Origin of the sequence: Brachybacterium sp. GCM10030267 (genome assembly GCF_042666875.1) — a bacterium.
Classification (GTDB): domain Bacteria; phylum Actinomycetota; class Actinomycetes; order Actinomycetales; family Dermabacteraceae; genus Brachybacterium.
In genome coordinates this window covers 149673-167414 of record NZ_JBHTCX010000008.1, presented here as the reverse complement: position 1 = coordinate 167414, position 17742 = coordinate 149673, and the positions used below count along the sequence as shown (strand labels likewise).

Genomic DNA, 17742 nt, shown 5'->3' with positions numbered 1-17742 from the left:
CACCTCTGGGCTGGGGAGCGGACGGACGGGCGTCTCATGGTCCCACGGTGACCTGCCTCGCAAAGCGTAGGCGGGCGGTCGGGATGGGCTGTCGGGAGCGCCACAGGGCGGGGGTTGGCCGGGGGCGGTCGGAAGTGGCGGCGGTACCCTGGCGTCTGCTCCGGCCAGGCCGGGGCGTCAGAAGACGCGGGAGGAGAACCGTGACCCAGCAGCCGGCCGACAGGACGCCCGTGCGCGTCACCGTGTACGGCAGCTGTGTCGCGCGCGATTCCGTGGACCTCGCCGGGCACGGCCGCCTCGCGGTCGTCGACTACATCGCCCGCCAGTCGCTCCTCTCGGCCGGCCACGACCTCTCCGCCAAGTTCCCGGCCGATGCGCAGGTCGCCCACCGGTTCCAGAAGCGGATGATGGCCTCCGACTTCGCCGGTGACGTCGAGACCCGCGTCAGGAGCGTCCGCGGCCGCACCGACATCCTGCTGTGGGACCTCACGGACGAGCGGCACGGGGTGCACGTGTTCGACGACGGCACCGTGGTCACCCGCAGCATCGATCTGATCGCCGTGCCGGAGGCGCTCGCCGTGGTCGAGGACGCCCGCCACATCGCCTTCGGGACGGATGAGCACTTCGCGGCGTGGGCCGAGCGTGCCGATGAGTTCCGCAGGAACTTGCGCTCGATGGGTCTGTTCGGACGGACCGTCGTGCTGCACGTGCCGTGGGCGCGGACCACCGTCGCCGGACAGCCGACGCCGGCCAGCATGGGGACCAGCGCCGACGAGGCGAACGAGGCGTACCGCCGCTACTACGACCACCTGCGCGACATCGGCTTCTCCATGCTCGAGTTCCCCGAGGACAAGGTGCTCGCCGATCCCGAGCACCGCTGGGGGCTGGCACCCTTCCACTACACGCAGGATGTGTACGAGGAGATCGTCGACAGGCTGCTCGCACAGCTCGGCCGCGGCGAGTCGACGTCTGGTGCGACCGCGGAGGACGGCGTGGCGGCGAGCGGTCCTGCTGCCGGGTCAGCGCCGGCTGAGGATGAGTCAGATGGCGGCAGGCACGACGCGAACCCGTCGGCTGCGTCATCGAGCGACGCGGATAACGAAGAATAGGTTTCCCGCGAGATCAGGACCGCTCGAATAGCTCGGACGGCCCTGTCGCGGTCCGAGCCCATCCCATCGAATCGCTGCCGGAGCGCCGCCATGGCGTCCCGCTTGACGGGATTGAACGGCCGATACGTGCCGTCTCACCAGCACGTGGAGATGCCTTTCCAGTACGCCCGCATGACAGCCTCGCGACGCCGTCCTAGACGTCTTCCTCCGCGCTGCCTCTCCCGCGCGGCCGGAGCCGATCGCCGATCCCGTGGGAGACTCCGCCGCGCGCGGAGCGAGCCCGTTCCACCGTGCTGCCGCCGAACCGCTGGGCGGCATCGACGCCGGCGCCGCCGGTCTGCTTCACCCCGTCGCGGAGCTCGCCGGCGGCATCGATCCACCGCCGCGCCGTGACGGCCTCATGATCGGCATCGATCCGAGATGACCTCGGAACTGGATCACACCGCCAGAGACTGCGTTGCTCGAACGCACCACCGATTTCGCCGAACTGGGATGCAGAAGCACCTTCGAGTTCGCCGTGGAGGCAGCGGACTCCGCACGCTCCACCGCCCGTACCGTGCACGAGGCGATCTCCTCCACCGGTGCTGGCGCGCCGCTCGCAGGACAAGACGGTGGCTCTCCATGTCCTCCGGCGTTGTCTCCAGCACCCGGTCGAACTCGAGGACATCCTTCACGTCGAGCAGCTGGAAGGCGCGCGCGAGCACCGCGAGCCATTCGCGGCTCTCGGGCGCGCCAGGACCTCACGCGGAGGTGCGATCTTTACCGCCGCTCCCAGTGCCAAGGCTCGTTCCTCGCCTGCCAGGAGGTCTGCCCGAAACCGTAGCGGGAGGCGTTGGCGACCAACCACCGGTGGGTGACATCCCCGCGGGTGACCTGGATATCCACCGCGCCCCGGCGGGCATCGCCGTGCGGGGAGGTGCCCGCGAAAGCGGCGGTTGGCCGGCCCAACGCCACCAGCAACTGGATCTGCCGGTCGATCGGACGGTAGGCGTCGTTGAGCGTGAACGTGCGGCCCGTGGCGGCGGTGAAGGCGCGCTGCATCGCGGTGAACGCGGCGGCGGCCTGGTTCGGCAGCGTCCAGTTCGGGGCGATCACGGTCAGCTGGTTCGCGGCCAGCCGCCCGTTGGTGCCGTCGAAGCGCTGGTTGGGGACCGACATGATCCTCGCCCACGTGCGCATGTCGACGATGCCGGTGGCCGGCAGGCCCTGCTCACGCTGGTAGCGCATCACGGCCGCGCGGGTCTGGGGGCCGAACTTCCCGTCGGCCGTGGCCCCGACCTTCACCTGGACCGCGTACACGTCATCACCGCGGGCGCCGCTGGCCAGGGTGCGGTAGCTGATGCGCGTCCCGCCCGAGACGGTGGTCGGCGGGGGCGCGTTGTGGAAGGTGGGGGAGGTGAGCTGGCCGCCCTTGAAGCTCTGGTAGGTGATGCCGGAGCTGCCGGTGCGCTGGTTGCCGATCGGGGCGCCGAGGTAGCTGCGGACGCCGCCGAGGGACCGGTAGTTGTCGTACATCGCTCCGGTGACGACGAACGTGAATCCGTCGGTGGAGTAGATCCCGCCCTCGGCGAACTGCAGGGCGGTGCTGCCCGCCGCGGAGATCTGCGGAGTGATGGGCATGCCGAAGCCGGCCTGCCCGCCCCGGGCGTCGTAGAGCCGCTTCGCCTCACCGCGGATGATCACGGCGGAGTTCGACGACGGGGAGTACAGCACCGAGCCGCCGGCGAAATCCTGCCGCAGCCCGGAGCCGTAGCGGTACTGGTACCCGGAGGGCTTGCCGATCAATGAGCTGCCGCCGTGCGAGGCCCAATGCGTGCCGGTGGGGCCGCTGGTCAGGCCGCGCTGGGAATCCGGGCCGAGCACGACCAGGCGGTGCATCATCACCGCCATCGCGTCACGGTGGATGCCGTCCTGCGGGCGGAAGCTGCCGTCGGACCAGCCGGTGGTGACGCCGTTGGCGTAGCCCCAGGCCATCGCCCCGTAGTGCTGTGTTCGCGGGGTGACGTCCGTGAACGGTGAGCGGGACGGGGCAGGCACGCCCCCGCCGAAGGAGCGCTGCATCATCGCCAGGGCGGCGTCGCGGTCGATCGAGTCCAGCGGGCGGAACGTGCCGTCGGACCACCCGGTGGTGATCCCCTGCTGGGCGGCCCAGGAGATTTCGCGGTAGTACATGTTGTCCGTGCCGACGTCGACGAAGCGGCTGCGCTGAGGAGCCACGTACTTCGTGGGGGCGTGGACGCGGTAGATCATCGCCACGAACGCGTCGCGATTGATGTCCTCGAGCGGGCGGTACGTGCCGTCGGGCCACCCGGTCGCGTAGCCCTCGCGCTGCATCCACAGGATCTCGTCGGCGTACATCATCCCGGCCGGGACGTCCGTGAACCCGCGGCGCGAGCTCGTCGCGGTGACGCTGAAGGCCCGCTGCTCGACGAGCATCGAGGCGGGCAGCGCGCCCGGCCCGTCCAGGGGGAGGTCGCCGGCGGCCTCGGGGACCTCGGCGGTGTCCGCGACGTCGTCCTCGATGGTGTCGGCGTCGGCCGGCGCCCCCTCGTCCTCGACGTCCGTCACGAGTTCCTCGGCAGGGTTCTCGTCCTCGGCATCTGTCGCGGAGTTTTCGCCCGCATTCTCCGTCTCGGCGTCCGCCGCGGGGTCTTCGTCGGCGCTCTCGTTCTCGAGCTCCGCCGCGAGGTCCCTGTCGGCATCCTCGTGCCGCGGGTTTTCGGGGCCGACCGGCGCGGTGTCCGAGTCCGTGCCGGCGGCGGGGACGGTGTCGTTCTCCTCGCCCTCCGGAGACTGGGCCGGAGCGTCCTGGCCGGTCACATCCGCAGCGCCGGTCGGGACATCCCGGTCGGTCTCGGCCTCAGTGTCGCGCTTGAGCGCCTGATCAGCCTCGCCCGAAGCGTCCTCCGGCGGAGCCTGACCGGCCTCACCCGTAGCGGCCTGCGGGACAGCCTGACCGGCTTCGCTCGGCGGCACCTCGTCGGCTCGTGCCGCGGCCCGGCCGTCGGTGTCCGCGGCTGCGTGCTCGCCGGCAGACGCCGTCTGCTCGTCCTCGTCCTCGCCCTTAGCCACCGGGCTCGGCGGGACGTCCTGGGCGTCGGCTGCGCTCGCCGGGACCTCGGGCGGTGCCTCGCTCGGGGTGGCCGGGGCGTCGTGGGCTTCGGTCGGGACGTGCTGCGCCTCCGGCGCGGCGACGGCCTCGGCAGCGACGGAGGGCGCGGGCGGGGATGCCTCCTCGGCGTGGGCGAGGCCGGAGGTGATGGTCAGCCCGGCGAAGGCCAGGGCGGTCCAGCCGACGACACGAACGGGGCGGAGACGGAAGATCCGGGCAGGGGAGGCCAGAGGCATAAGGGCATCATTCCGAGATGGGCGCAGCGCACCGAGGTGGGGGAGGGGTCGGGGCGCCACAGGGGACCAGCCGACAGAACGAACAGTAATGGCCCCGTCCACCCGCCGGCAGGGCATTCGGTCACGGTTGGGTGTCGGTGCGTCACCATCTGCGGCATCGGCGCGGAACCGCTCGGTCACGACCGTTGCCCGGTGTGTGGGCGGCCAGAACAATGGGCGCATCGCCGAGCGCCGCCGAGCGGAGGAGGCCACGATGAGCGCTGCAGAGCCGGGCGCACGACGCGGCGCCACCGGCGCGCGACGCCACGCGGCGCCCGATCCGGACCGTCGGACCGTGGCCTCGGGAGTCCTGTTCGGCTGCGGGATCGCGGCCTCGATCATCGACCTGTTCATCTTCCACCTGGTCCTGCAGTGGCACCACTTCTATGACCTCTCCACCGCGGGCGTGGCGCTGACCGCTGACGGCTTCTTCCATGCCGTCGCCTGGTTCGTCACCGTGTGGGGGCTGTTCCTGCTGGCCGACGTCCGTCGCCGCGCCGAGCTCAGGTGGTCGCGCTGGATCGCGGCCGTGATCACGGGCATCGGAGCGTTCCAGCTCTTCGACGGGGTCGTGGACCACAAGCTGCTGCGGATCCACCAGATCCGCTACGGCGTGGACCTGCTGCCGTACGACGCCGTGTGGATCGGCTCCTCCGCGCTCGTGCTGGTGAGCGGCGTGCTGATGCTGTGGCGCACCCGCCCGGTGCGCTCGACCGGCACTGCCGACTGACGGCCATGGACCACGAGCACGACCATGGCGCACTCGCCGCGTCGGATGCCGCCGGATGGGCGCTGTTCGAGGGCGCCGTCGGGGCTGTGCTCCTGGTGGCCGCGGCGGGGTACGCGCTCGCGCTGTGGGCGGCTCGCGGCCGCAGCCCGTGGCCGGCCCGGCGCAGCATGGCCTGGTTCGCCGGACTGGGATGTGTCGCAGCAGGGCTCGTCGGCCCGCTGGCCGAGGCCGCCCACACCAGCTTCACCGCGCACATGGCCGGGCACCTGCTGGCGGGGATGCTCGGCCCGTTGCTGCTGGTGCTCGGCTCGCCGGTCTCCCTGGCGCTGCGGGCGCTCCCGGTGACGGGGGCCCGGAGACTGTCGCGGCTGCTGCGCACTGCAGTGATCCGGGCGCTCACCCATCCGGCGGTCGCCGGTGTCCTCAACCTCGGCGGGCTGTGGCTGCTGTACACCACGGGCCTGTACCCGCTGATGCACTCCTCGGCGCTGGTCCATGCCCTCGTGCATGCCCACATCGTGCTCGCCGGGTACCTCTTCACCGCGTCGCTGATCGGGGCGGATCCGACTCCCCACCGGGCCTCGATCCCGGTGCGCTCGGCGGTGCTCGTCGCGTTCATCGCGGGGCACTCGATCCTCGCGAAATGGCTCTGGGCCAGTCCGCCGGCCGGCGTCGCGCCCGATGACGGCCGGGCAGGCGCGCAGCTCATGTACTACGGCGGTGACGCCATCGATGTCGCGCTCATCGTGCTGCTGCTGCACCAGTGGTACGTGGCGACCCGGCCCCGGGCCGGCGCCGCGGCGCTGGCTGGCTGAGCGGCGCCCACCGGCTGAGCGGCGCATCCACCGAAGACCCGCTCCAGCGGGCCCGAACGTCCCCGGTGCCCAGTACGATCGTGGCCACCGAGTCGGAGGAGACGCCACCATGTGCGGACGCTATGTGCTCGAAATCGATGCCGAGGGGCAGATGCGTGCCTATGCGGCCCAGCCCGCGCGTGAGCTGGACTGGTACCCGATCTTCTCCATCGCACCGCGCACCAAGGCCCCCGTCGTCCGCGAGTACGTCGACGAGAGCGGGCAGCTGCAGCGCACCCTCGAGCTCGCCCGCTGGGGCTTCCAGCCCTCCTGGGCGAAGGAGAAGGGGCCGCGGCCGATCAACGCCCGCTTCGAGACCGCCGCGAGCAACGGCATGTTCCGCGCGGCCTTCGCCTCCTCCCGGGCGGTGGTGCCGATGTCCGGGTACTACGAATGGGTCGAGACCGAGACCGGCAAGCAGCCCTACTACGTCCACCCCACCGATGAGCGCCTGCTGCACGCGGCCGGCCTCACCACCGCCGCCCAGAACGCGGACGGCGAATGGGACGTCAGCTTCACGATCATCACCCGGGAAGCCCGTGACGCCGCCGGGGATGTCCATGACCGCATGCCCGCCTTCCTCGATGAGGATCTGCTGGCGGACTGGCTCGCCCCCGGCAAGCTCGACGCCACCGGCAGGGAGCGCCTGCATGGCGAGCTCGGGGATGTCTCCGAGCGCCAGGCCCAGACCCTGGTCACCCACCCGGTGGATCGCCGGGTCAACAACACCCGCACGGTGAACCGCACCGACCCGGGCCTGATCGCGCCGCTCATCCTCGGCTGAGCGTCAGCCTCGCGGCTGGCCGGATGGTCGGAGATGAGCGGGGCAGGGGAGCACGACGGGGCGTTGGAGCGTCACGTCCGTACGGGGGAGCGGTACCGCGCGAGGTACTCCTGGAAGTCCCACGCCGGCTGATCGGCCGTGCCCTCGAGGAAGTCGGTCGCAGCCTGCCGGCCCCGCGTGTACAGCAACTCGCATTCCTCGTCCGAGAGGGAGAACTTGGTGGGGCCGACGGCGTCGGTGTCGATGAAGATCGTGCGCGCCCGCGCGTGCGAATCCTCGATGTGCTGGCGGTCGTAGAACCCGGTGACGGTGTCCACCACCGCCTTGCCGTAGGACAGCGGGCCCGTGATCCTGTTGACCGTGCCGGTCCCGTCCGGCGGCCGCGCCGAGAGCTTGATGCCGAACGTGGGCCAGCGCGGCACCTGCCCCTCGGGCAGGTCGAACACGGAGACCGGGAAGTTCGACAGCATTCCGCCGTCGACCAGCCACGCCGGCCCGCCCCGCCGGCTGCGCCACCGCACCGGCCGGAAGAACAGCGGGATCGCCACCGAGGCACGGACGGCATCGACGACCCGCAGCTGCGCGGGATCGGTCCCGAACTCGGCGCCGTCCGTCGGCAGGAAGCGCAGGCGACCGGCGGAGAGATCCGAGGCGGTCACGACCAGGCGGAACTGCTGCTCCTCCTGCCCGTCGCTGCCGAGGTGTGGATCGTGGCAGAGGAGATCGGCGAACGTGCCGGTGCGGTCGGGACCGCCGTACTCGGCCAGCTGCTCCTCGAGCCAGCTGGCGAGGGTGTCGCCGCGGTGCACGCCGAGGTGCAGCAGAATCGCCAGAGCCTTGCCGAGCAGGAACCGGGTCCACCAGGGGCCGTCGGCGAATCGCGAGTAGTCGGTCTCGCGGAGGATCTGGACCATCGTCGTCGCCGGCACCCCCGCGGTGACCAGAGCGCCGGCGATCGCCCCGGCGGACGAGCCGGCGACCCGGTTGATGCGATACCCGTGCTCCTCGAGCACCTCGATCGCGCCGGCCAGCGCGATGCCTCTGACCCCGCCGCCCTCCAGCACGAGATCGACGCGCCGGGTCTCCGCGCCCGGGTCCGGTGACGGCAGGGAGGGGCGGGCGTTCGGCATCCGCACAGGGTAGGCCAACGCCGCGCTGCCCTGCCGCGGAGACCACCGGACCTCCGACTTACCGAGTGTTCGCCTCCTCGGCAGGAGCGCGAACAGCCCCGCTATCAGGGGCGAAGCCTGCGCCGAAGCCGTCCTCGCAGGCGCGGGAGCGGCAAGGCATTGACCGCCTGCGAGGGCGGGATAACACTTGCCGCATCATCGGCCGACGGCGCCGATCCTCCCGTGAGGAGTAGATCCATGAACGCGAGATCGAAGTTAGCGCTCGGACTGCTGGGCGGGTACGTCCTGGGTCGCGGACGACAGGCGAAACTCGCAGCGCTTGTGCTGGGGTACATCGCCGTCAAACAGGGTGGTCGCGGCCTGGAGTCGGTCCGCTCGTCTCTGATGGAGTCCGACGAGGCCAAGGCGCTCACCCAGCAGATCACCACAGGCCTGGCCACGGCCGCGACCGGGGCCGCGACCGCAGCGGCAGGCAAGGGCATCCACACCCTCAGCGAGAACCTCCAGCAGCGCACGGCGCAGCTGCGCGACGGGTCCGCCTCCGAGACCGCCGAATCCTCCCAGCCCGAGTCATCAGGGTCTTCCGAATCCTCCGACTCGTCAGAGGTCTCGGATTCCTCTGACTCCTCCGAGTCGGCCGCGAGCAGCGCGGAGAACTCGTCCGAGGAGCCGGTCGAGGGCGGGACGTCGAGCGAGGACGAGGCGAGCGGCAGCGCTGAGAACACCGACCAGGCTGAGAGCACGGACCGGAAGGGTGAGTCCGATGAGTGAGCGCACCGCCGAGGACACCTCGACCAAGCCGTGGTGGAAGAGCGCCCTGGAGCAGCTTCCCCTCGATGATCTGAGATCGGACCTGACCGAGTACGCCTCGGCGCTCGCCGAGAAGGGCACCTCCGCCCTGACCGACAAGCTCAACGACTTCGCGGAGTCCATGACACCGGGGGAGGGCGGCGCCGCCGGCGAGGGGCTGAAGAAGGGCGCCGAGAAGCTCGGCGAAGGCAAGAACCCGGCGACCGCGGGCGCCTCTGCGCTGGCTGCGGGAGCCAAGGAGAAACTGACCCCCGGTTCATCCGGTGGGTCGTCCTCGGGTGGATCGTCGGAGGTCAAGAAGTTCTCCAATATCGTCGAGACGGTCGAGGTCGGGGTGCCCGTCAGGGTCGCCTACAACCAGTGGACGCAGTTCCAGGACTGGACCGGCTTCATGAAGAAGGTCGAGAACGCGGAGCAGCAGTCCGAGGAGAAGGTGGAGTTCAAGGGCCAGGTGTTCCTCTCTCACCGCACCTGGGAATCCACCATCGTCCAGCAGGTTGCCGACGAGCAGATCGTCTGGCGCTCGAAGGGCGAGAAGGGGCACCTCGACGGCGCTGTCACGTTCCACGAGCTCGGCCCGCGCCTGACGCGCATCCTCATCGTCGTCAACTACTACCCCCAGGGCTTCGTCGAGAAGGTCGGCAACATGGGACGCCCAGTCGGCCGACGCATCCGCGTCGAGGCCCGGCTCTTCGCCCGCTACGTCATGACGCAGACGATCCTGGACGAGGACGCCGTCGAGGGCTGGCGCGGGGAGATCCGCGACAGCGAAGTGGTGCGCACGCACGAGGAGGGCCTCGAGGCCGAACGCGCTGCACAGGGTCAGCAGGGCGAACAGGACCAGCAGAGTCAGCACGACCAGGATCAGCACGATCAGCAGGCTCAGGACGACGAGGAGAGTCCGCAGGACGAATCGGCCGACGCCGACGATGAGAACCGCGACCAGTCCGACGAGTCCTCAGGCGGCGACGGAACCTCCGAGGCCGACGCTGGCGAGAGCTCCGACGCTGCAGATGCCGAGCAGGAATCAGCCGGCACGGAGCAGGATTCGGCCAGCCCTGAGCAGGACAGCGAGGGCGACCGGAGCGACGGTGGCGAGGGCCAGGACGGCGGCACCGGCGAAGACGGCGGCGCTGGGCAGGACGGCGACACCGAGAACGGTGACGACGGCCAGAACGGCGGCACCGACGAAGGCGGTGGCCAGAGCGACGGCGCCGAGGGCGACGGTACTGAGAAAGCCGACGGCACGTCCGACGAGGACGGTGGCAGCACCGAGCAGGACGCCAGCACCGAGCCCGACGAGCCTGCCCAGGAGGAGGACGGCGACTTCGAGTACGTCGAGGTCGACTCCGACGACACCAGCGGTTCCTCGTGATGGCACAGGCCTCGCAGAACAACGACCCGGGCGGCGACGGGACTGAGGACGAGAAGGAGCAGGGCCGTCAGGACAGAGGGTCCCGCGCCGAGAAGAAGCCCTCCGGCCGGCGCCGGCGGAAGAAGGTGCTGACGGCCAAGGGAGCGGTTCGCCGCTCGACCGGTCACCTCGCGGAGCTGACCGGTCGGGTTCCCGAGTCCGTCATCGCGGTCGAACGCCAGGAGGACGGCTGGAAGGTGAGTCTCGAGTTCCTCGAATCCCGTCGGGTCCCGGACACCACGGACATCCTGGCCGAGTACAGCGTGTACGTCGACGATCGAGGCGAGCTGACCTCGTACAAGCGCGAATCCCGCTACACCCGCGGACGCGTCGAGAGCTGAGGCTCCGCTCCAGGCCGGGGGAGGAGCCGCGGCGAGACCCGCCGGCGGGCGAGGCGCGCGGGCGGGCGAGGCGCGCGGGCGGGCTCCAGCGCCGGGGTGCCTCGCCCCGGAGCCCGGACCGTCGGCCCCTTACCCGGTGGACTGGCGGATGACCACCGTCTCGCCCTGGGGCAGCGGGGTGCCGGCAGGCGGATCAGTGCCGATCACGTACCATTTGCCCACCGTGCTCGAGGGCTCGTTGCGCACCTCGTAGTTGTAGCCGGCTGCCTGCAGCGTGGCTTTGGCCTGGGAGAGATACATGCCGGAGACGGAGGGGACCCCGCCGTTCTGATCCGCCTGCGGCGGGGGCGCCTTCGTCGCTGCCGGTGCGGACGGGAAGGGTTCGCTGGGCAGGCCCTCGTGGACGCGCGTCATGTACTCCTGCCAGGTGGGCAGGGAGACGGTGTTGCCCCACACGTGGCCGTGGCGGAGCATCTGGTCATCGACCGGGAAGCCGCCGGGGGAGATGTTGNGTGAAGCCGACGTACCAGGTGTGGAACTGGGAGCCGGAGGTGCCGGTCTTGCCGCCGGCGGGGTGGCCCTCGATGATCTTGCCCTTGCCGGTGGCGCGGGGGTCCTCGAGGTCCTGCTCGAGGGTCCAGGCCATGGTGTCGGCGACCTTCTTGTCCACCGCCTGATGGCATTCGGCCCCGGAGATCGGCATGGCCTCGCCGTTGCGGTCGATGACCTCGGTGACCGCCTGCGGCTTGCAATACGTCCCGCCGGCGGCGTAGGTCGCATAGGCGCCTGCCATGTCCAGCGCGGAGATGCGCACCTCACCGAGCACGATCACGGCCGGGGCCAGTTCGGTGCCGTAGATGTCCTCGATGCTGGCGTCCCACGTCTGCGGATCCGCGGGATCGTGGGTCGCGGGGACCACGCCGAGCTCCCGCGCGCCCTCGGCGATGTCGCACAGATCCAGCTGCCGGGCCATGTTCGCGTACGCGGTGTTGATCGAGAACTTCGTGGCGTTCAGCGCGGTCTCCATGGGGGAGATCCGCACCGAGACGGCGTTGTCCGGGTTGTACCCGGGGTTCTCCCGCCACGCGCCGCGAGGCAGGCACTTCGCGGGGAAGCGGGACATGGGCTCGCGCACCGTGCTCACCCTGTCGGTGATGCTGTGGTTCGTCTCCAGCCATTCCTGGAGCACGAAGGGCTTGAACGTGGAGCCGACGGGGAAGCCGCTGGAGCCGCCGAGGGCCTTGGGGACGTTGTAGTTGATCGCCGTCTCACCCGGATTGACCTCTTGATACGGGTTGAACGTACGGTTCTCGGCCATCGTGAGAATGTTGCCGGTGCCCGGCTCGACGGTCACGATCGAGTGGCCGAAGCCGTGCTGCGCATCCCCGGGCACGCGGCGTTCGAGGATCTCCCCGGCGATCTTCTGCTTGACCGGATCCAGCGTGGTGCGGATGGTCAGCCCGCCCCCGTAGAGCAGCTTCTGGCGCTCCTCGTACGTCGGGGCGAACTCGGGGTCACTGAGCAGGGTGCGGGTGACGTAGTCGCAGAAGAACCCGCTGCGGCCCGCGTCGGCGCAGCCTGCCCGCACGTTCTGGATCTGCAGCATGTCCTCCACCGGCTGCTCGGTGTACTGGGTGTACTCCTCCTCGGTGATGTAGCCCTCGCTGCGCATGTCCGCGAGCACCTCGTTGCGGCGCTGCTCGCCCGCCTCGGGATGGTCCACCGGGTCGTACTGGTTCGGGCCGTTGGTCACGCCCGCCAGCAGCGCCGCCTCGCCCGGATTCAGATCGGCAGCGTTCTTGGAGAAGTAGTGCCGGGCGCCGGTCTCGACGCCGTATTGGGAGGGGCCGAACTGGGCGACGTTGAGGTAGGCGTTGAGGATCTCGTCCTTGCTCCAGCGCTTCTCCAGCGAGATCGCCAGCTTCGCCTCACGCGCCTTGCGCCCGTAGGTCTGTTCCGTGGCCTCTTTGATGTCTTCCTGGTCGCCGCGCTGGACCGCATCCATCAGCAGGGCGTTCTTGACGTACTGCTGGGTCAGCGTCGATCCGCCCTGCGTGGGGCCACCGCCCATGTTGCTGAGGAAGGCGCGCGCGGTCCCCTTGAGGTCCACGCCGCCGTGCTCGTAGAACCGGCGGTCCTCGACCGCGATCACTGCATGCTGCATGTGCGGCGAGATCTTCTCCAGCGGCACCATGATGCGGTTCTCGGTGTAGAAGGTCGCCAGCAATGATCCGTCGGCCGCCTCGATCCGGCTGGCCTCGTTCAGGGGCTGGACTTCGAGCTCGGTCGGGTAGGACTCGAACAGCTCCACCCCGTCCTCGGCGACCGCGGAGGCGGCCGAGACCGCCGGCAGGAAGAAGGCGGCGAGCAGCACGCCCCCCAGCGCCGAGACGGCGATCATCCCCAGCAGCAGGTACAGGAACTGCAACATGGCGACGGGAAGGGGACGTCCGGAAGGGGAAGTGGACGGAGTGCTGGCCATGTTTCCAGGGTATGGCGGGCACATGCGACCGCGGAAGGTTCAAGCACGGGTCCTGTGCCTGCGCGTCGCCGATGTAATGCGATCGTTGTGCGCCGAGGGCGCTGTGGGTGGCTCGTGGCACGCATCGCGATGCTCCCGGCGCCGGAGTGCAGGCTCGCTCGGTGCGGCGCGGAGGCCCGTGACGACGCGGCGGGGCTCCAGCGGTGCGGGGCGGTCAGACGGTGAACATCGCCTCGGCCAGCAGCTGGAGCGTCTGGGCATTGCCCGTCGGCTCATCGAGGGGCTCGGACTCGTAGGCGCCCAGGGAGCCGGAGACCATGATCTCCTCCACCCCGCTGGCGGCGGCGAACTCGCGCAGCCGCGGAGCGACCTGTTCCGGGGTGCCGATGAACCACGAGGAGCGCACCTGCTCCAGGGCCTGCGCCTCGGCGCCCTCGGAGGGCGATGCCAGGACCTCCTCGATGGTCTCCAGCGGCCGCATCGGAGCGTTGGTGCGCATCCGGGCGAACTGTCGCAGCATCGGCAGGGCGCGCTGGTGGGCCTCCTCCTCGGTGGGTGCGACGGAGACGTTGGCCGTGAGGAAGGACTGCGGCTGGGGATGGCGCTCGCTGGGCTGGTACGTCTCGCGGTACAGCGTCATCGCCTGCTCGAGGCCCGGGGCACCGAAGTGGTTGGCGAACACGTAGGGCAGGCCCAGCTGCGCCGCGAGGCGGGCGGAGAAGTCGCTCGAGCCCAGCAGCCACACCTCGGGCGACGCGGTCGCGGCCGGGGTCGCTCGGGCCTCGTAGGTGCCGCCGTTGCTGAAGGAGAAGCTCGCCCCGTCCGGGCTCATGATCTCCATGATCTCCTGGACGTTCTGCGGGAACTCCTGGGCCTCGCTGGTGGTGCCGGAGCGGCGCAGCAGCTGTGTGATCACCGGATCGCTCCCCGGCGCGCGGCCCAGGCCCAGGTCGATCCGGCCCGGGGCGATCGCCTCCAGCGCCGCGAACTGCTCGGCCACGATCAGCGGGGCGTGGTTGGGCAGCATCACCCCGCCTGAGCCGAGGCGGATCCGTGAGGTGCGCGAGGCGGCCGCTGAGATCAGCACCGGGGGCGTCGTGGAGGCGACGGCCGCCATGTTGTGGTGCTCGGCGAACCAGTAGCGGCGATACTCGAGCTCGTCGGCTCTCTGCGCCAGGGCCATGGATGAGGCCACGGCGTGGGCGGAGCTCTGACCGGTGCGCACCGGCACCAGATCGAGGACGGACAGGGCAGGGTTCGCGGTATCGGTCACTGGCGGCGCAACGCCCGTCGGCCGGCACGCATTCCCGGGGTTTGCGTGCCGGCCGGGTGCCGCCGCATGAGTCTGTCGGTACGGGTGACCATGCCCGGGGGGCGCTGCGCACCGCAGGTACGCGGCCGCCTCGCTCGGCGCCCGGCCCAGCAGAGTGCTGCTGCGGGTGACGCTGCCGCTGATGCTGCCGAGCCTGGCCTCGGGCACGGTGCTGTCCTTCGCGCGGGCGCTCGGCGAGTTCGGCGCCACGATCACCGTCGCCGGCAGCCTGCAGGGCACCACGCGCACGCTGCCGCTGGAGGTCGAGGTGCAGCTGACCGATCCCGAGGGCAGCCCCGTCGGGGACCCGGTCACTGTCACGACCGATGACGACGGTGGCTTCACCACCGAGGTCACCGTTCCCGAGGGCACTCCTGCGGCTGACTACTTCGTGGTGGCCACACCCGAGGGTGGCGACTCCGTCACGGACATCCTCACGGTGACCAACGAGTCGGGGTCGGACAACGGTGCGGACAACACGGCCGACAACACCGGTGAGAACACCACCGACAACACCGGTGACAACACCGGCGAGAACGGTGCGGACAACACCGGTGAGAACACCGCCGACAACACGGGTGAGAACACCGGTGACAACACCGGCGATGACGGCACCACCGAGGATCCGACCGTCTCGGTCGACCCGGAGACCGTCGACGACGGTGAGTCCACCACGGTGACCGGCGAGAACTTCCCGCCGAACACCGAGGTCGAGGTGCAGCTGACCGATCCCGAGGGCAACCCCGTCGGCGACCCGGTCACTGTCACCACCGATGACAACGGTGGCTTCACTGCCGAGATCACGGTTCCCGAGGGTTCCGCTCCCGGCGACTACGAGATCGTGGCCGAAGCCGAGACCGGTGAGTCCGCGACCGTGACCCTGCCCGTGACCAACGGCTCGGGTGCGGACAACGGCGCTGCCAACGGTGGAGACAACACCGCTGACAACGCCGGGGACAACACTGCCGACGATGCCGGTGACAATGGTGCGGACAACACGTCCGCCAACACCGGTGGCAACGGCACCTCGGGCGGCTGGGGCGGAAACGGCTCCGGTGGTTCGTACGATGGTGGCACCAGCGGCAACGGGGGCGGCTCGCTCGCCCAGACCGGTGCGGCCGGCACCGCCGCCATGGCCGGGCTGGCTGCCCTGCTGCTCCTCGCGGGCAGCGCGGCGCTGATCACCCGTCGTCGGGCCGGTCGCTGACCGACTCGCAGTACACACACTGATGGCCGTCGGGCCGGCACCTCGGTGCCGCGCCCGGCGGCCATCGGCCCGTCGTCACCGCTTCTTCGCAAACCCCCTCTTCTCCACATAGTTCGCAGAACGGACTCTCCTCGCATGGCTAAGCCCCGCATCCGCCGTCTTCCCGCGGTGGTCCTGGCGATCGTCGGGCTCCTCGCCGCCGGCCACATCGGCGCCACTCTCGCCTACACCGGTCCGGACACCCCGATCAAGCAGTCCCTGCAGCCGGCCCTGAACCGGTACTTCCTCGGCCCGCTCGATCAGGGCTGGAACCTCTTTGCCCCCGGCCCCTACTCCCAGGACGAGAACATGCTGGTGCGCGCCTGCGTCAGCTCCCGTGAGGTCTGCGCCGGCGGCAGCGACGCCGGGGCCGAGTTCACCCCATGGCGCAACGTCACCGCCGAGGAGCTCGAAGCGGTCGACTACAACATCTTCGCCAATCGCGAATCCCGCCAGTCCAAGGTGGTCCACGGCCGGCTCTGGCCCGCCGCGCGCGACCTTTCCCAGGACCAGCAGGCCATGGCGGAGGACAACCACATCGACGGGGAGCCCGTCTTCGGCGTCGACCTCTACTCCGCCGAGGCCGAGGAGACCTACAGCCCCGCCCAGCTCAGCGACCTCCGCGTCTATCAGCGGCTCGAGGACTCCGCCGTGGGCCTGGGGACGCTGTACATGTACGAGGAGTACGGCGAGGACGTCACCCTGGTCGAAGTGCGCATGCGCCGCGACGCGGTCCCCGACTTCGACCAGCGCCACGACCCGCCGGAGGAGCCCTCGCAGTCGTGGGTGAACATCGGCTGGCGCCCGGCGACGGAGTTCGACGAGGAGGTGTACGCAGCATGGTCGTGAAGGATCCCAGCACCTCCGCCCCGGTCCGGGACTGGCTGCGCACCCACCGCGACGCCCCGATGCGCCTGTTCGATCGCCTGATCACCTGGTTCATCGCCGACCGCCACGCCGATTACGGCTTCGCGATCATGCGCATCGCCTCCGGCAGCTTCCTGCTCGGGTGGCTATTGCTGAACCTCCCGATCGCCTCGCGCATCTGGGGCCCGGGCTCCGGATACTGGCAGCCCTATCGGGAGATCCTCGGCTACAACTTCCCCTTCGACCTGCTCCAGCAGGCCGGGCCCGGGCTGTTCTGGGCCTGGTACATCGTCACCATCGCTCTGGTCGTCGCCTTCACCCTGGGCTGGCGCACCCGCATCGTCACCCCGCTGCTGTTCATCGCCTACACCACGCTGAACGGGCAGAACACGCCCATCTCCGACGGTGGCAACTACTTCATCCGGGTCATGCTGATCTACCTGATCCTGGTAGACATCTCCCGTCGCTGGTCGCTGGATGCCCGGCGCCGCGCCGCCAAGGACGCCCCGGAGACGCAGACCGGATCCGTGCTGCACAACATCGGGCTGTGCCTGGTGGTCGCGCAGATCTGCATCGTCTACCTCGAGGCAGGGCTCTACAAGGTCCAGGGCAGCCTGTGGCAGGAGGGCACCGCGGTCTACTACCCGCTGCAGTCCGAGGCCTACGGCGTCTTCCCGCCGCTGGCGGACCTCATGACCCACTGGGCCCTGCCCGTGGTGATCGCGACCTACGTGACCGTGCTCGCCCAGATCGCCTTCCCGTTCCTGCTGTTCAACACCATCACCCGGCGGATCGCGCTGCTCATGCTGCTGGGCATGCACCTCACGATCGCCGTGACGATGGGACTGCCGTTCTTCTCCGGGATCATGGCCTCCGCGGACGCCGTGCTCGTCTCCGGCGCCACCTGGATCACGATCGTCACCTGGTTGCGCACCACCGTGACCGGGAACCGCTTCGCGCGCGGACTGCGTGCACGAGTCCGCCGCCGGCGAGCGGGGAAGGGGGCTGGCGGCTCCGAGGAGACCGGCGTCTCCACGGACTCCGACGCGTCACCGGCCTCCGTGGGCCAGTGAGGCCCGCGCAGCCGTCGTCCGTCACCTGCTGACGCGGTCGCAGGCAGCCAGCCGGTCAGCGCGTGGAACGACCACATCGACCAGGTGTGAGCCACCTGCGGCTGACGCCGCGGAGCCGTGCGAGTCGCGGCAGCGCAGCTCGCGGTAGTGCTGCCGCAGCCTGTAGAGCACGACATGGAGCAGGCGAGGCCGTGGGCCTCGTC

16 protein-coding genes are annotated in these 17742 nt (G+C 70.2%); 11 read left to right on the top strand and 5 right to left on the bottom strand.

Going from position 1 to position 17742, the window contains the following annotated elements; genetic code table 11:
• Positions 1-200 precede the first annotated feature (200 nt).
• Together ACFQS2_RS07615 and ACFQS2_RS07610 are read left to right on the top strand one after the other, a co-directional pair.
• On the top strand, positions 201-1109 hold the full coding sequence (locus tag ACFQS2_RS07615) for a DUF6270 domain-containing protein (RefSeq protein ID WP_377793235.1): 909 nt from the start codon (positions 201-203) through the stop codon (positions 1107-1109).
• Between the two features lie 250 nt (positions 1110-1359).
• Entirely contained in the window at positions 1360-1533 is a 174-nt protein-coding gene (locus ACFQS2_RS07610; protein ID WP_377019286.1) for a hypothetical protein, read from the top strand.
• 335 nt (positions 1534-1868) lie between these two features.
• On the opposite strand, the gene ACFQS2_RS07605 is transcribed toward ACFQS2_RS07610, so the two are convergent.
• Positions 1869-4457: an S-layer homology domain-containing protein gene (locus tag ACFQS2_RS07605; RefSeq protein WP_377793234.1), complete on the bottom strand. Its 2589-nt coding sequence runs from the start codon at positions 4455-4457 to the stop codon at positions 1869-1871.
• A 253-nt stretch (positions 4458-4710) separates the two neighbouring features.
• Between ACFQS2_RS07605 and ACFQS2_RS07600 the strand changes: the two genes are divergently transcribed.
• From ACFQS2_RS07600 to ACFQS2_RS07590, 3 genes are all read left to right on the top strand, one after another.
• Complete coding sequence (locus ACFQS2_RS07600) at positions 4711-5226, top strand: DUF2243 domain-containing protein (protein WP_377793233.1); 516 nt, start codon at positions 4711-4713, stop codon at positions 5224-5226.
• A gap of 5 nt (positions 5227-5231) precedes the next feature.
• On the top strand, positions 5232-6041 hold the full coding sequence (locus tag ACFQS2_RS07595; RefSeq protein WP_377793232.1) for a cytochrome c oxidase assembly protein: 810 nt from the start codon (positions 5232-5234) through the stop codon (positions 6039-6041).
• A gap of 109 nt (positions 6042-6150) precedes the next feature.
• Complete coding sequence (locus ACFQS2_RS07590) at positions 6151-6864, top strand: SOS response-associated peptidase (protein WP_377793231.1); 714 nt, start codon at positions 6151-6153, stop codon at positions 6862-6864.
• A 71-nt stretch (positions 6865-6935) separates the two neighbouring features.
• On the opposite strand, the gene ACFQS2_RS07585 is transcribed toward ACFQS2_RS07590, so the two are convergent.
• Complete coding sequence (locus ACFQS2_RS07585) at positions 6936-7994, bottom strand: patatin-like phospholipase family protein (protein ID WP_377793230.1); 1059 nt, start codon at positions 7992-7994, stop codon at positions 6936-6938.
• Positions 7995-8231: 237 nt separating this feature from the next.
• Between ACFQS2_RS07585 and ACFQS2_RS07580 the strand changes: the two genes are divergently transcribed.
• Genes ACFQS2_RS07580 through ACFQS2_RS07570 form a run of 3 tightly spaced genes read left to right on the top strand, consistent with a single transcriptional unit; the run spans position 8232 to position 10559 of the window.
• Positions 8232-8765 carry a hypothetical protein gene (locus tag ACFQS2_RS07580; RefSeq protein WP_377793229.1) on the top strand — a complete coding sequence of 178 codons (534 nt, stop codon included), beginning with the start codon at positions 8232-8234 and terminating at the stop codon, positions 8763-8765.
• Positions 8758-10179: an SRPBCC family protein gene (locus ACFQS2_RS07575; RefSeq protein WP_377793228.1), complete on the top strand. Its 1422-nt coding sequence runs from the start codon at positions 8758-8760 to the stop codon at positions 10177-10179. Before ACFQS2_RS07580 ends, ACFQS2_RS07575 begins: the two co-directional genes overlap by 8 nt.
• On the top strand, positions 10179-10559 hold the full coding sequence (locus ACFQS2_RS07570; protein WP_377793227.1) for a gas vesicle protein: 381 nt from the start codon (positions 10179-10181) through the stop codon (positions 10557-10559). The genes ACFQS2_RS07575 and ACFQS2_RS07570 overlap by 1 nt, the downstream gene beginning before the upstream one ends.
• Before the next feature lie 129 nt (positions 10560-10688).
• Here the strand turns inward: ACFQS2_RS07570 and ACFQS2_RS07565 are convergent, their stop codons facing one another.
• The 3 genes from ACFQS2_RS07565 to ACFQS2_RS07555 form a co-directional block, all read right to left on the bottom strand.
• Entirely contained in the window at positions 10689-11033 is a 345-nt protein-coding gene (locus ACFQS2_RS07565; RefSeq protein WP_377793226.1) for a PASTA domain-containing protein, read from the bottom strand.
• A 4-nt stretch (positions 11034-11037) separates the two neighbouring features.
• Positions 11038-13041: a transglycosylase domain-containing protein gene (locus ACFQS2_RS07560; protein ID WP_377793225.1), complete on the bottom strand. Its 2004-nt coding sequence runs from the start codon at positions 13039-13041 to the stop codon at positions 11038-11040.
• Between the two features lie 214 nt (positions 13042-13255).
• A complete protein-coding gene (locus tag ACFQS2_RS07555) occupies positions 13256-14314 on the bottom strand; it encodes an LLM class flavin-dependent oxidoreductase (RefSeq protein ID WP_377793224.1) in 1059 nt (352 codons plus the stop codon).
• 181 nt (positions 14315-14495) lie between these two features.
• Between ACFQS2_RS07555 and ACFQS2_RS07550 the strand changes: the two genes are divergently transcribed.
• The 3 genes from ACFQS2_RS07550 to ACFQS2_RS07540 all read left to right on the top strand — a co-directional run bounded on the left by ACFQS2_RS07550 (position 14496) and on the right by ACFQS2_RS07540 (position 17539).
• Positions 14496-15560, top strand: coding sequence for a hypothetical protein (locus tag ACFQS2_RS07550; RefSeq protein WP_377793223.1), 1065 nt, complete (start codon positions 14496-14498; stop codon positions 15558-15560).
• Positions 15561-15695: 135 nt separating this feature from the next.
• Positions 15696-16448 (top strand): DUF5819 family protein, encoded by a 753-nt coding sequence (locus ACFQS2_RS07545; RefSeq protein ID WP_377793222.1) that lies wholly within the window; start codon positions 15696-15698, stop codon positions 16446-16448.
• Entirely contained in the window at positions 16439-17539 is a 1101-nt protein-coding gene (locus ACFQS2_RS07540; protein ID WP_377793221.1) for an HTTM domain-containing protein, read from the top strand. Before ACFQS2_RS07545 ends, ACFQS2_RS07540 begins: the two co-directional genes overlap by 10 nt.
• Positions 17540-17742: the final 203 nt, after the last annotated feature.

What these genes read in the sequence shown, in the direction of transcription:
- ACFQS2_RS07605 (WP_377793234.1), bottom strand. Translation starts at nt 4,457, where the DNA reads ATGCCTCTGGCCTCCCCTGCCCGGATCTTCCGTCTCCGCCCCGTTCGT.
- ACFQS2_RS07600 (WP_377793233.1), top strand. Translation starts at nt 4,711, where the DNA reads ATGAGCGCTGCAGAGCCGGGCGCACGACGCGGCGCCACCGGCGCGCGA.
- ACFQS2_RS07595 (WP_377793232.1), top strand. Translation starts at nt 5,232, where the DNA reads ATGGACCACGAGCACGACCATGGCGCACTCGCCGCGTCGGATGCCGCC.
- ACFQS2_RS07590 (WP_377793231.1), top strand. Translation starts at nt 6,151, where the DNA reads ATGTGCGGACGCTATGTGCTCGAAATCGATGCCGAGGGGCAGATGCGT.
- ACFQS2_RS07585 (WP_377793230.1), bottom strand. Translation starts at nt 7,994, where the DNA reads ATGCCGAACGCCCGCCCCTCCCTGCCGTCACCGGACCCGGGCGCGGAG.
- ACFQS2_RS07580 (WP_377793229.1), top strand. Translation starts at nt 8,232, where the DNA reads ATGAACGCGAGATCGAAGTTAGCGCTCGGACTGCTGGGCGGGTACGTC.
- ACFQS2_RS07575 (WP_377793228.1), top strand. Translation starts at nt 8,758, where the DNA reads ATGAGTGAGCGCACCGCCGAGGACACCTCGACCAAGCCGTGGTGGAAG.
- ACFQS2_RS07570 (WP_377793227.1), top strand. Translation starts at nt 10,179, where the DNA reads ATGGCACAGGCCTCGCAGAACAACGACCCGGGCGGCGACGGGACTGAG.
- ACFQS2_RS07565 (WP_377793226.1), bottom strand. Translation starts at nt 11,033, where the DNA reads ATGCTCCGCCACGGCCACGTGTGGGGCAACACCGTCTCCCTGCCCACC.
- ACFQS2_RS07550 (WP_377793223.1), top strand. Translation starts at nt 14,496, where the DNA reads ATGCTGCCGAGCCTGGCCTCGGGCACGGTGCTGTCCTTCGCGCGGGCG.
- ACFQS2_RS07545 (WP_377793222.1), top strand. Translation starts at nt 15,696, where the DNA reads ATGGCTAAGCCCCGCATCCGCCGTCTTCCCGCGGTGGTCCTGGCGATC.
- ACFQS2_RS07540 (WP_377793221.1), top strand. Translation starts at nt 16,439, where the DNA reads ATGGTCGTGAAGGATCCCAGCACCTCCGCCCCGGTCCGGGACTGGCTG.